12 protein-coding genes and 1 riboswitch are annotated in these 12,859 nt (G+C 38.4%); of the genes, 4 read left to right on the top strand and 8 right to left on the bottom strand.

The annotated features are described in order from the left end of the window. Window positions 1–109 precede the first annotated feature (109 nt). From P3T75_RS01995 to P3T75_RS01980, 4 genes are all read right to left on the bottom strand, one after another. Window positions 110–742: a GntR family transcriptional regulator gene (locus P3T75_RS01995; protein ID WP_206903530.1), complete on the bottom strand. Its 633-nt coding sequence runs from the start codon at window positions 740–742 to the stop codon at window positions 110–112. 196 nt (window positions 743–938) lie between these two features. After that, the gene (locus P3T75_RS01990) at window positions 939–2,891 is read right to left on the bottom strand and encodes a glucose PTS transporter subunit IIA (RefSeq protein WP_282462075.1); all 1,953 of its coding nucleotides are present in this window, start codon (window positions 2,889–2,891) and stop codon (window positions 939–941) included. Window positions 2,892–2,977: 86 nt separating this feature from the next. Next, complete coding sequence (gene murQ, locus P3T75_RS01985; RefSeq protein ID WP_206903528.1) at window positions 2,978–3,877, bottom strand: N-acetylmuramic acid 6-phosphate etherase; 900 nt, start codon at window positions 3,875–3,877, stop codon at window positions 2,978–2,980. Next, window positions 3,870–4,937 (bottom strand): MupG family TIM beta-alpha barrel fold protein, encoded by a 1,068-nt coding sequence (locus P3T75_RS01980; protein WP_282462074.1) that lies wholly within the window; start codon window positions 4,935–4,937, stop codon window positions 3,870–3,872. The genes murQ and P3T75_RS01980 overlap by 8 nt, the downstream gene beginning before the upstream one ends. A 225-nt stretch (window positions 4,938–5,162) precedes the next feature. On the opposite strand from P3T75_RS01980, the gene def reads away from it, so the two are divergent. Next, entirely contained in the window at window positions 5,163–5,726 is a 564-nt protein-coding gene (gene def, locus P3T75_RS01975) for a peptide deformylase (protein WP_206903526.1), read from the top strand. Window positions 5,727–5,813: 87 nt separating this feature from the next. Here the strand turns inward: def and P3T75_RS01970 are convergent, their stop codons facing one another. The 4 genes from P3T75_RS01970 to P3T75_RS01955 form a co-directional block, all read right to left on the bottom strand. Continuing rightward, on the bottom strand, window positions 5,814–6,326 hold the full coding sequence (locus P3T75_RS01970; protein ID WP_282462073.1) for a transcription repressor NadR: 513 nt from the start codon (window positions 6,324–6,326) through the stop codon (window positions 5,814–5,816). Further along, window positions 6,327–7,169: a chorismate mutase gene (locus P3T75_RS01965; protein WP_282462072.1), complete on the bottom strand. Its 843-nt coding sequence runs from the start codon at window positions 7,167–7,169 to the stop codon at window positions 6,327–6,329. Between the two features lie 10 nt (window positions 7,170–7,179). Further along, the gene (locus P3T75_RS01960; RefSeq protein ID WP_282462071.1) at window positions 7,180–7,881 is read right to left on the bottom strand and encodes an NAD-dependent protein deacylase; all 702 of its coding nucleotides are present in this window, start codon (window positions 7,879–7,881) and stop codon (window positions 7,180–7,182) included. A 230-nt stretch (window positions 7,882–8,111) separates the two neighbouring features. Further along, a complete protein-coding gene (locus P3T75_RS01955; protein WP_206903522.1) occupies window positions 8,112–9,023 on the bottom strand; it encodes an EamA family transporter in 912 nt (303 codons plus the stop codon). Window positions 9,024–9,242: 219 nt separating this feature from the next. Between P3T75_RS01955 and P3T75_RS01950 the strand changes: the two genes are divergently transcribed. From P3T75_RS01950 to P3T75_RS01940, 3 genes are all read left to right on the top strand, one after another. Continuing rightward, a complete protein-coding gene (locus P3T75_RS01950; RefSeq protein WP_206903655.1) occupies window positions 9,243–9,539 on the top strand; it encodes a hypothetical protein in 297 nt (98 codons plus the stop codon). Window positions 9,540–9,899: 360 nt separating this feature from the next. After that, window positions 9,900–10,073, top strand: a riboswitch (Lysine riboswitch). A 170-nt stretch (window positions 10,074–10,243) separates the two neighbouring features. After that, window positions 10,244–11,848 (top strand): ABC transporter permease subunit, encoded by a 1,605-nt coding sequence (locus P3T75_RS01945; RefSeq protein WP_282462070.1) that lies wholly within the window; start codon window positions 10,244–10,246, stop codon window positions 11,846–11,848. Window positions 11,849–11,871: 23 nt separating this feature from the next. Further along, complete coding sequence (locus tag P3T75_RS01940) at window positions 11,872–12,618, top strand: amino acid ABC transporter ATP-binding protein (protein ID WP_230711224.1); 747 nt, start codon at window positions 11,872–11,874, stop codon at window positions 12,616–12,618. The last annotated feature ends 241 nt before the right edge of the window (window positions 12,619–12,859 follow it).

Genomic DNA, 12,859 nt, shown 5'->3' with positions numbered 1-12,859 from the left:
ATTATCATCATGTGGTCACTTAGTCAAAAAAGAAAAACCAGGAAAAAACGTGAATTCGTTTTCCTGGTTATAACACTAGTCATTTATCTTCTTAAGGTTTTCTTAATATTTATCTTTTTTCTGGATAAAAGAAGTTCATCATACGTTGAAAAACTAATTCATCCCCTACAAAAAAGACCGTTTCGCCAACTTCAAATTTCGCATAAGGTCCCGGTGACAAAAGCAATCGTTCTTCATGCTGTAAGGCCACCACCGTTGCCCCTGTTTCTTGCCAGATATTCAAATCTTTAATGGATTCATTTAAGTGATTTGCCGTTTCGTCCAACTGAATTTCGTAAGGTAAAAACGGGGCCGTCTGCTGGATGCGTCTGGTTTGATTCACAAGCGTGTCTAGCAGCCCCGAAAAGTTTTCTAGCTCTTGTTGTTGCTGCTCCACGCTAGCCAAAATTTCTTTTTTTATTTCTTGAATTGAACTCACATCTTTATATTGTGCTAAAAAACGTTGCGCTTTATCACGCGAAGCAACATAAGCTCCACTACCATGACGCACATCCATAATGCCCAGATCAACTAAAACATTGATTGCTTTTCTAGCTGTTTCAGGGGAAACGTTAAAATTGCTTGCTAAAGTAGAGCGGGCATGAATTTTTTCGCCTTCTTTATAGCGGTTTTCGACAATTCGCTCTGCAATTTCAACAGCAATTTGTTGATAACGCGGGATCGTTAATTTTTTTCCGGCCATCTTCTGACCTCCTTGTCTTTCAATAACTTTCGTTTAGCTGGCTATTTCATTTTCATTATAATGAGAAGTTCTGCGTACTATTCTTACTATCACTTTCCCATTATTTTTCAAATTCTACAAGTATTTCGCAAAAAAAGTGAGGTAAAGGATATCCTTTACCTCACTTTACTTCTTTTACTCTAAAAGAAAAATTTGGTTATACTTCCACTTTCATAACTGGTGTTTTCGCTTCTGTTGCACCAATTTTTTCTAAAACTTCATTTTTTACTTTATCCATATTTGTCACTAAGACTAACATATCTGTGCCTTTGCCAGCTGCTTTAATTGCTGCTAAATCAACATCAGCCACAATCGTATCTGGTGTTACTTTTTGACCTTCTGCCACTTTCAAATCAAATGGTTTACCCTCTAATTCAACCGTATTAACACCCATGTGTAATAACACTTCTAAACCGTTGTCCGTTGTAATACCAACTGCGTGCTTCGTTGGAAATACAGATGAAATCGTGCCGGTTACAGGTGCATAAATTGTGCCTTCTTTTGGTACAACAAAGTAACCTTCACCCATCATTTTTTGCGAAAAAACTGCATCTGTTGATTCTGAAACAGGTTTTACTTCACCATTTGCTACAGCAAAGAATTCAGTTGTCGCTGCTACTTCGCTGACAGGTGTAGTTTGTACTGGTGAAACAGCTGTTGTTGGTTCTTCTGCCATTTTTTCAGCTGCCAATTTTTCTTTTGGAATACCAAAGAAATAAGTTGCCACAAAACCACCAGCGTAACCTGCCAATAAGCCTAATACATAACCTAACCAATGGCCGTTAGCAATTAATGGAATTAATGCTGCACCAGAAGGTCCAATTGCGGTTGCGCCAACATTACCTAAAGCGCCGATTACTGCACCACCAACACCACCACCGATACAAGCAGTGATAAATGGTTTACCAAGTGGTAGTGTTACCCCGTAAATTAACGGTTCGCCAATTCCTAAAATACCAACTGGCAACGCACCTTTGATCATTTCTGTTAATTCTTTGTCTTTACGTAAACGAATCCATAATGCCAAAGCCGCCCCAACTTGACCAGCACCAGCCATTGCTAAAATTGGCAATAATTGTGTGCTGCCTGTTGCTTCAATCATTTGAATATGAATTGGTGTTAAAATTTGGTGTAAACCAAACATAACCATCGGCAAGAAACTTGCCCCTAATACAAAACCAGAAAATGCACCGCCGACGTTTAAGATCCAGTTAATCCCGCCAACTAAACCATTTGAAACAAAACCAGCTAAAGGCATAATTAAGAAAATTTCCGCTAATCCGATAACAAGTAATGAAATAGTTGGTGTTACAATAATGTCAATTGCTTCTGGGACGATATCATGTAATTTTTTCTCAACTTTTGAAAGTAACCATACTGCAAAGATAACACCTAAAATACCACCTTGTTGTGGCGCTAAAGGTTGACCATTAAAAAGGTTGGTGATTGGTGCTTCTGGGTTCATCCCAGTTAAGGTTACGACCCCACCAATTACCCCACCAAGTGTTGGTGTTGCACCAAAAACTTGGGCTGCATTAACACCTGTGTAGATGACTAGAAAAGAGAACATCCCATTTTTTAAGATATTCATAACATCGATATATTGTTGCCATGTCGCAGCGTCTAACCGTCCAGCCGTAACCATATTGGCTAAAACAGAAGCAATACCTGCAACTAAACCAGCGCCAACAAAAGCCGGAATCATTGGTACAAAAATATTAGAAATATCTTTTAAAAGTGCTTTGAATGGTGATTGTTTTTGTTTGGCTTTTTGTGCTGCTTTCATTTCTGCGGCTTTTTGATTAAGTGCATCTTTACCAGTAGTAGCTTTAATTTCTTCACCTAAAGAAACACCCGCTTGACTTGCCATTTCTTTTGCAACTTTATTAACCTTCCCAGGACCAATAATTACTTGTAGTTGTTCATCATCCACTACACCCAATACGCCTGGAATCGCTTTTAATTGTGCTTCATTAACTTCATCACGATCGCGAACCGACATTCTTACCCGCGTCATACAGTGGGTTACGCTTTCAACATTGTTCATGCCACCGGCGCCTTTATAAATCTCTTTTGCCAACTGCTCTAAACTCAATTCTTCTTTTGCCATTCTAACTTTCCTCCTTGAAATCATAAATTGTTTAAAATCTTCTTATTCAAGGAGCTGTAATAGTTTACTACAGCTCCATAATGCCATTAGTTTAATGTTTGTTTTACAAAACCATCTGCTGCCACTAATTTTTCAGCGGCGGTTTCTTTATTGCTGTCTGTCAAAATCATGACGATGGCTAATTTAACATTTTCATCTGCTGCTGTAAAGAAGCGTGCTGCTGTTTGATAATCCACCTCTGTTGCTTGCATGATGATTCTTTTTGAGCGTTCAACTAATTTTTCATTGGTTGCTTTTACATCCACCATCAAGTTGTTATAAACTTTGCCGATGCCAATCATTGAAATTGTTGAAATCATATTTAAGATTAATTTTTGTGCTGTTCCAGATTTCAAACGCGTAGAGCCCGTTAAAAATTCAGGACCACAGTCAACTTCAATTGGGAATTGTGCATGTTTAGAAATTTCCGCATCTTTATTGCATGAAATCGTACCCGTAGCAGCGCCAACTTGGCGGGCATAATCTAAACCACCAATAACATAAGGCGTCCGTCCACTAGCTGCAATGCCGACCACCATATCATTTTCGTTTAATTTCAATTCATGTAAATCATTGGCCCCAAGTTCTGCAGAATCTTCTGCACCTTCAACAGCGACGGTCATCGCTTTGTCACCACCAGCAATAAGTCCGATTACCATTTCTGGTTCTACACCAAAAGTCGGTACACATTCTGCAGCGTCTAAGACCCCTAAACGGCCTGAAGTGCCAGCCCCCATATAAATTAAACGGCCGCCTTTTTTGAAAGCTGCAATTGTTGCTTCGACTACTTTTTCAATGCTAGCCAATTCTTTTTCAACCGCTAAAGCAACTTTTTGATCTTCTTGATTCATTTTTTGACAAGCTTCTTTAACTGACATCTCATCTAAGCCAAAGGTTGCTTCATTACGGCGCTCTGTTGTTAAGTTTTCTAAATTAATCTTACTCATGTTCTTCCTCCATTTGTTCAAGTTTAAATTTCATGCCACCTCTAATGTGACGAACCAAATCTTTTTCTTCTGCTACAACTTCTGCTACTACGTTAATTTTGTCATTTGCAGGTAGTGCTTCTTGGCAAAGTTGAATTTCACCTGTATAACGTAAATATTTTTCATTATCTACGGTGACACTTCCTAATGTACGGGATACTGTATTTTGGGCTGCAATGTGGGGAATCTTACGAAATCTCGCATCCGCACTGCGAATGACCGCCTGCGCTTCATCGAGCCGATTCACATGCTCGCCTAAAATATAAGAAAAATATTCTGTCCCACAATCATTGACACGTAATAAAATTTCGTTGTTATTTATAAAACGTTCAAATTGTTTTTTTGTCCGTTCTTTTAAGCCTCCGTCACCAATATAGATCAAATCAACTGCTGACTTTTTCTGCCATAAGGCGCAAGCCAAAGGGTGGTGGTAACGATCTTGCTCTAATGTTGGTAAACCTTCATAAAGCGGACCCCTTAAATTGGCATCACCTGGTACAAAGGCTTGAATAGTAAATCCATTTGCTTTTAGCCAGTGATTCTTTTCTAAAAACCAATCTTCAGCTAAACCAGTTTCTGGTCGCGGATAATAATTGTGCCAAGCTTCTAAGTGTGAAAAATCGGCATTTGCTGCCTTTAATTCAGCAATATCTTGTTGGGTGACCGTGCTAGCATTTAATGCTATTTGCAACTGGTGACTAAAGTTGGCGATTTGTTTATTGCTGATATGGTAATCCATACGCAGACCAGTCACGCCAATTGCTGTCAATTCAGCTAAGTTTTCCATTTGAAAACCAGCTTTAACTAACGCGTTACCAGAAATGTCTACCATCAAATCCAACTGGAATTCTTGACACCAACTCCCTAATTGGCTAAGACGTTCTCTGTATTTTGTTGCGTCATCTTCTGGAATGTGTAAAGAAGTAAAGATGCCTTTAAAACCAGCTTGTGCCATTTGCGCCACATAGTCTTTTTGCTGTTGGGACAGTGTTTCATTTAAAAAAATCGAAAAGCCAAACAATGAAATCCCTCCATCTTTTATGAAAAAACGATTAGTAATCGCTTACACCTCGGAGTATACATCATGATTTATTTTTACGCAACCTTTTTTCGTTATTTTTATTATTTTTTTGAAATAACATTTCTTACACTTTGCAAAAATTTAAGAAGAAAATTTCAAAGCCCCACCAAATAGCATTCTGTGGTAAACTTACTTTTAGGAAAATCAACTTTGAGGTGAAAAATCATGATTACGATGGATGACATCATTAGAGAAGGTAATCCCACTTTGCGGGAAGTTGCCAAAGAAGTACCCATGCCCCCAACGTCAGAAGAAAAGAAACTTGGGGAAGAAATGTTAGAGTTTTTAAAAAATAGTCAAGATCCAATCAAGGCAGAAGAAATGCATCTGCGCGGCGGAGTTGGCTTAGCTGCGCCACAATTAGATATTTCAAAACGTTTAATTGCTGTCCACGTACCTAGCAACGATCCAGAAAATGATACACCAGTTATTAGTACTGTTATGTTCAATCCTAAAATTTTGAGCCATTCAGTCCAAGATGCCTGTCTAGGTGAAGGCGAAGGCTGTCTGTCAGTTGATCGTGAAGTACCTGGTTACGTTGTGCGCCATGCACGCATCAGTGTTTCTTATTATGATGAAGATGGTATTAAACATAAACGTCGTCTCAAAAACTACGAAGCCATTGTGGTGCAACATGAAATTGACCACTTAAATGGCGTCATGTTCTACGATCACATTAATGAAGAAAACCCATTCTCCTTAAAAGAAGGCGTATTGGTAATTGAGTAAGAAAAATTAGCCAAGCAAGATAAAAAAGCCGCACAAACTTTACGAAAAAAGTTTGCGCGGCTTTTTATTTTGTCTAAACAAGTTCGTTTACTCTTGGTATAAAATACCTGCTTTTGCTAAAGCATTTTTTATATTAACGAAATCCTCATCTTTTTCATAAGCAATCGTATGTAGATGAATGCCATTGGTTAATTCTGAAAGTAAGCTGGCATTGGATTGCTGGTATTTTTTCATAAAAGCTGCTACATCTGCTGGCGTTTTTATTTGCAAGTTGCCTGTTAATTCACCATAAATCTCGTGCTCGACAATGACATCAACTACCTCACCGCCATTTTGTACAATCAGACTTAATTCTTCATTGGTTCGGCTGGCATCATGCTGCACGACAATCTTGCTTAATTTGCCGTGACGCTTTTCTTGCAGTAAATATCCGCGGGCGGTAGCTTTTATTTCTAATCCAGAGGCACGCATCAACGCGATATCTCCCACGATGATTTGGCGACTAACTGCAAATTGCTGAGCAAACTTGGAGGCACTAATTGGCTTTTGCGCAGTTTTCAACTGTTCTGCAATCACCTCACGTCGCTTTTTTCCCTCCATCTACTTCTCACCTTCTGACAATTTCTGCTGTTGATAGTTACGCGAATGCGCCATAATATCGGCAAAAGTGGCTGTGATTGTCTGCTTATAGTCAGTATTTTTGACATTTTCAGCTACCTTTTGTAAAACAGCGGCTTCTCGTTTTACATCTAAGACTGGTTGTGCCTGTTCCTTTTTAAAAGCGGCAATTTGGCTGACTGCCATCATCCGCCTTTCAAGTAAACTTACCAATTCTCGGTCAATTTGATCAATTTCTTTACGCGCATTGTCTAATGGGCTTTTGGCATTATCCTCATCAATCATTCTTATCACCCGCGCAGGATTGCCTGCTATTACCACATTATCAAGATAAGATTTAGTCACGACACTACCTGCAGCAACTACGACATTATCCCCTAAGGTAATTCCCGGCAAAATAATTGAGCCTGCTCCTAACCAGGCATTGTTCCCAATTGTAATCGGCTTGCCGCTTTCTAACCCACTGTTGCGTTTAACTGGATTTAAAGGATGTGTTGCGGTTAAAAGCTGAACATTTGGTGCAATCATGCAGTTGTCCCCAATTGTAATCGGACAAACATCTAACAGAACACAATTAAAGTTGGCATAAAAGTTTTTCCCCACCGTAATATTGTAGCCGTAGTCAAATTGCACTGTTGGTTCCATGTAAATATTTCCTGCTACATTGCCAAAAGTTTCTTTTAAAAGCTGGCTCCGAAGCGTTACGTCTTCTTCTTTGTTAATCAATTGCATTTGCTCTCTAGCAAATTTACGTTCGCTAACTAATTCAGGATCTTCTGAAAAGTACAGTTGTCCTGCAATCATTTTTTCTTTTTCACTAACCATTAGTACCCTCCTAAATATTGATTTCCTTAAATAAATCTTCTGCCGCACATTGTACCATGGTAAACGGTTCCTGAATAGCAAGGGGTGTTTGATTAATTGCCATAATTTTGGCGTGTTTGTCCCGGTAATAGAGCAGTTGGTTAAATGGCGCTACTTGAAAACTAGTACCGACAATTACTACTAAATCTGCAGCTTTAACCGCAGCTGTTGCGTGATTAACTACATCGGTTGTAAACCCTTCACCATATAAGACGATATTTGGTCGTAAACGTCCGCCACAATTTTCATGGATATCACAAGTTAAATATTTTTCCCAAGGAATGCTTTGATTACATTTACAACAATAAACATCATATAAATTACCATGGAAATTGACAACATGCGGCGTTTTGGCTTTGTCGTGAAGCCCATCAATATTTTGGGAGATGACCCAAACAGGCTTTTTTCTTGCTAAGGCTGCAATCTTTTTATGAATAATATTAGGCTGTGCCTCCGGATGATAAAGTTGTTTGATAAATTGATAAAATTTTTGTGGCTCATAAACAAGACAATCGTGACTTAATAAATATTCTGGCTGATCAATCCCCTGATAGACTCCTTGTAGCGAGCGATAATCTGGAATACCCGATGGGGTCGAAACTCCGGCACCGGTTAAAAAGGTAATTTTTGGGGCTGCATCAATTATTTTTATAGCATCTTTTATTGCTGTCATTTATAACACCTCAACTTCTATTATACGTCAGAAACACCTACTTCGCTGATTTCCTTATAAATCTGACAATTATTTAAACAAAAAAGCAGCCGCATTACTCAACTTCAAAAAACAAACGTTAACTGTTAAAGCCAACTTTTTGAAGTTGCAAATCACAACCGCCTTTTTTTATTATTGAAATAATCAGATCTGACAGATTAGCCTTTTATCTACTGAATTACTTTTCCCCATTACGCATCATAAAAGCCTAAAATCATAATTCCAATCATAATCGCACCAATGACAAAATAATGTTTGGCTTTCAATTTTTCTTTTAAAAAGATACGCCCTAAAATGACCGATACAATCGCATAAGCTGAAATTAAGGGCGCTACAATAATTGCTTCTTTGGTAGAAACAGCCCCAACGTAGAAAAATTGCCCTAATGTTTCAAAAATTGCCGCAAGACCTTTGTCTTTTTCATTAAAAACAAAGACGGGCTCTTTTTTCACCCATTCTAAGTATGCCCATAAAATTAAAGCCACAATCAAAAAGGTTAATTCATAACTCATATTAGCCTGATCTTCAGGCATTAGTTTGCGATACTCTAAATAATAGCTATCTAAAAATGTCCCCATTCCATCAATAATCATATACAAAATGGGAAATAAAATTGCGATGGCACCAAAGCGATATTTTTTATCAATTTTGACACCTTCTGCCTTAAGAGTAGCATCATCTTGCTCTTTTTCAAAAATCGATAGCAGTAAAATACCAATTAAAATCATCAAAATGGCGACCAACTGTAACCAGCTGACGCTGTTGCCCATAACTAAAAAGCCTAATACTGCAGTTACAGCCCCCGAAGAATTGCTGATTGGCGAGGAAATGGAAACTTCGATATAACGTAAGCCAAAATAACCAATCGCCATTGACAAGATATACATCGCCGATACTGGCAAATACAGCACTAAATTATGCCAATCATAACTGATACCTTCGTAAATGACATAATAAAACAAAACGTGTAGTCCCATAACTAAGCCCACCATAATTGTGGTTTTCATCGCACTGTGGCTATCGTTGGGGTCATTGCCTTTCTTATAAAAAAGATCTGCTGTCCCCCAAGCTAAAATTGTTACTAGTGCTGCTACAAACCACATACTATCCACTCCCAATCTAATAAACTTGTCTTTTTAAAAGTAGCCTAAACTCTATTAATCGTCAATTAATGTCTTTACCAACACTTTATTTTCTCTACTAAAATCGGCAGGATAAATGAAAATGAATTCAATTCATGACAGCGTCTTGTAAACGTGATACAATACATTGGGAAAAACGTAACAAGTAAGTTACGTTTATGTAAAAGCGAGGTGAAACCATTGGTACCATTCATTATTTATTGGGGCGTAATCCTAGTTTGTGTTGCATGGGCTGCGTTAAGCATTTTCTTTTCTATTTTTTATTTGGCCCGCAAAGAAAACGGCAATTTATGGGCATTTGCTTTCTTTAACGTTCTTGCTGCCATCGTACAAGCAATCGTCTTGGCAATTTATCGCACCTGGGGTTGGGGAATTACACAATACTCAAGCTTGATTTATATTATCATCGGCGTATTACTTGTCTTAACCGTTGTCCAAGCTATTTTGGGTCGCGAACCAAAAGAAAGTATCGCTTAATTTAATAAAGAAAAATACTGCTTTTAAAATACAAGAAAACAATGGGTTCTCCTTTTTTCAGGTATTTTCTTAACGCAGTATTTTTTTGTATTCTCCGTATATTTTATACATATATTTTCATGAATCTTTGCTGAAACAAAACTAAAAAAAACATTGGTAAAAACTAACATCTCCTTATATAAACTTAAGCAAATCCTAGATAAATTACTAATACAACAGTATTTCAAGTGAAAATTAAAGAACCTTCATTTAACTGAAAATACTGCATAATATTTCATTTTAATGTAAAAAAGTTTGACAGCTTTATTAAATTGACGTAAAATTCTCTTGTACTATCAACTGAATACGAGATACCTCCGTCACCGAGGTAGAGGTCGCATCATTCATTAATCCTGTCGAGTAAGCAAATATTAAGAAGCAGGCCTAGGGTATGATGCCGAAATGAGTCGCGTGTTTGCTCACCGATTTGTTGGGACGCGCGGGAAATACCCGGCGGACTGTCTTAGCTTTTGGCTAAGTTGCGCTATGTTTTGTGAGAGGTTTGTCGACGAATTATGCTCTTTGTCAACAGCCGATTTCTTTTCATACGAACAGATTTCGGCTGTTTTTGTTTTCGCTGGCTACAACTTCCCCCATCTCTCTTAAGTCTTAAGTGGCCCCACTTCATTCGTTGGTATTGTCAAATACTTTTTAAGGAGCAGAACATGAACAAAAAAATCTCAGTTACCGCACTACTTACCATTATTTTAAGTTTTTTCACCGTCGCCTTTGCTGCGACACCGGCCTTAGCTGACAGCAAAACACCAGCTGACACTTTACGGGTAGGCATGGAAGCTGGCTATGCGCCATTTAACTGGACGCAAACCACTGATGCCCACGGCGCTGTCCCAATTCAAGGAGAAAGCTCAGCTTGGGCAGGTGGCTACGATGTTCAGATTGCCAAAAAAGTTGCCGAGGGGTTAGGCAAAAAATTAGTCATCGTTAAAACCGATTGGGATGGCCTACCTGTCGCATTGCAATCTGGAAAAATTGATGCTGTTATTGCCGGCATGTCACCTACTGCCGAACGTAAAAAAGAAATCGACTTTACCAATCCTTACTATGAATCACATCTCGTTATTGTCACACGAAAAGATAGTAAATACGCAAAAGCGAAAGACTTAGCTGATTTTAAAGGCGCTAAAATCACTGCACAATTAAATACCTTTCACTATACCGTAATTGACCAAATTCCCGATGTAAAAAAAGAACAAGCGCAAAAGAATTTTTCTGCAATGCGGGCGGCATTATCTTCTGGTGTGATTGACGGTTATGTCTCAGAACGACCAGAAGGCGTGACTGCAACATCCGTTGATAAAAGTTATGCTATGGTAGAATTTGCCAAAGATAAAGGCTTTAAAACCAATCCAGAAGATGTCCAAGTCGCTGTCGGAATGCGTAAAGGTGATCCTGATGTCGCAAAGGTTAATGAAATTTTAGCGGGTATTTCTGAAGATGAACGCACAAAATTGATGGATGCTGCCATTAAAGAGCAGCCTGCTGCGACAGAAGAAAATGAAGCAAAGTCTGGCTTTTTACACGATATTAAAACCATTTGGGGCCAATACGGCGGACTATTTTTACGTGGGGCGGGCTTAACTTTATTGATTGCCATTGTCAGCACGATTTTAGGAACGAGCCTTGGTTTATTAATCGGCGTTGTTCGCTCATTACCAGAAGCAGAAAACAAAGCTGTTTTCATCTTCCAAAGATTTTTTAATTGGCTACTTTCTGTTTACATTGAAGTTTTCCGGGGTACACCAATGATGGTTCAAGCGATGGTCATCTATTATGGACTCGCACAAGTTTTCCAAATCGATTTGAATCGAACCTTAGCTGCTTTTATCATTGTTTCGGTTAATACCGGAGCTTATATGTCTGAGATCGTTCGTGGTGGTATTTTTGCCGTTGACCCTGGTCAATTTGAAGCCGCTCAAGCTATTGGGATGACTCACGGACAAACCATGACAAAAGTTGTCTTGCCTCAAGTAATCCGCAATATTTTGCCAGCGACAGGTAATGAATTTGTCATTAATATTAAAGATACAGCTGTACTAAGTGTTATCTCTGTTGCGGACTTGTTCTTCCAAGGAACATCTGCTGCCGGAACCAACTACAAGTTCTTCCCAGTCTTTACAATTGTCGGCATTATGTATTTGATTATGACCTACAGCATCTCCCGCATTTTACGTTTTGTGGAAAAACGGATGGATGGTCCCCAATCTTATATCAAAGCAGATGAAGCTGATTTAGAAGCAGAAGAACAATAGGCACAGGCTTAGGAGGAAAGAACATGGCAGAACAAATTATTAACATTCAGCATTTGAAAAAAAGCTTTGGTGAAAATGAAGTTTTAAAAGATATCGATTTTTCTGTAGCTAAAGGTGAAGTTGTTTCAATTATCGGTTCCTCTGGTTCTGGTAAATCAACTTTATTACGCTGCATTAACTTACTAGAAAAACCTACTAGTGGTGAAATTTATTATAAAGGGGAAAATGTTTTATCCCCAGGTTATAGCCTGACAAAGTATCGGACGCATTTAGGCATGGTTTTCCAATCCTTTAATCTGTTCAACAATATGAATGTTTTGGAAAATTGTGTCACTGGTCAAACCACAGTTTTAAAACGAAACCGCGCTGAAGCAAAAAAGATTGCTTTAGAAAACTTAGAAAAAGTTGGTATGGATCGCTACGTTGATGCCAAGCCTGCTCAATTATCCGGTGGTCAAAAACAACGGGTAGCCATTGCGCGTGCGTTATCAATGGATCCAGATGTGATGCTTTTTGACGAACCAACTTCTGCGCTAGATCCTGAAATGGTAGGAGAAGTTTTAAAAACCATGAAAGCTTTAGCCCATACTGGTCTAACCATGGTAGTCGTAACCCACGAAATGGATTTTGCCCGTGATGTCTCTGATCGCGTAATCTTCATGGATAAAGGTGTTATCGCTGAACAAGGTTCACCAGAAGATATCTTTGCAAATCCAAAAGAAGAACGCACCAAAAAATTCCTACACCGCGTTTTAGACAAAGACGCATAATTGTTACACCGGATAGATTTTAGAAGATAATAAATCTTCTAAAACCTACCCGGTGTTTTTTTTCGATAGATTTTTTCTAAATAAATCACTTATGGTAAGATTATGGGGCTAAATTTACGAACTAACGCGCTGTGAAACTAAGCAAATTAGGCTTACGAAGACTTTTTATCTAACGGTTTAAAAATCCATCATTGAAATTTTCAGAAAATTATCCTAAAATGGAGCCAATGCTTTTCAAACT

It is taken from the genome of Enterococcus montenegrensis (assembly GCF_029983095.1).
In the GTDB taxonomy this organism is placed as follows: Bacteria; Bacillota; Bacilli; order Lactobacillales; family Enterococcaceae; genus Enterococcus_C; species Enterococcus_C montenegrensis.
This window is presented reverse-complemented; position numbering and strand designations above follow the sequence as displayed.

Excerpts from the sequence above, each read along its gene's own strand:
- P3T75_RS01990 (WP_282462075.1), bottom strand. The coding sequence starts at position 2,891 with ATGGCAAAAGAAGAATTGAGTTTAGAGCAGTTGGCAAAAGAGATTTAT.
- P3T75_RS01995 (WP_206903530.1), bottom strand. The coding sequence starts at position 742 with ATGGCCGGAAAAAAATTAACGATCCCGCGTTATCAACAAATTGCTGTT.
- P3T75_RS01945 (WP_282462070.1), top strand. The coding sequence starts at position 10,244 with ATGAACAAAAAAATCTCAGTTACCGCACTACTTACCATTATTTTAAGT.
- P3T75_RS01940 (WP_230711224.1), top strand. The coding sequence starts at position 11,872 with ATGGCAGAACAAATTATTAACATTCAGCATTTGAAAAAAAGCTTTGGT.
- P3T75_RS01970 (WP_282462073.1), bottom strand. The coding sequence starts at position 6,326 with ATGGAGGGAAAAAAGCGACGTGAGGTGATTGCAGAACAGTTGAAAACT.
- P3T75_RS01955 (WP_206903522.1), bottom strand. The coding sequence starts at position 9,023 with ATGTGGTTTGTAGCAGCACTAGTAACAATTTTAGCTTGGGGGACAGCA.
- P3T75_RS01965 (WP_282462072.1), bottom strand. The coding sequence starts at position 7,169 with ATGGTTAGTGAAAAAGAAAAAATGATTGCAGGACAACTGTACTTTTCA.
- def (WP_206903526.1), top strand. The coding sequence starts at position 5,163 with ATGATTACGATGGATGACATCATTAGAGAAGGTAATCCCACTTTGCGG.
- P3T75_RS01960 (WP_282462071.1), bottom strand. The coding sequence starts at position 7,881 with ATGACAGCAATAAAAGATGCTATAAAAATAATTGATGCAGCCCCAAAA.
- murQ (WP_206903528.1), bottom strand. The coding sequence starts at position 3,877 with ATGAGTAAGATTAATTTAGAAAACTTAACAACAGAGCGCCGTAATGAA.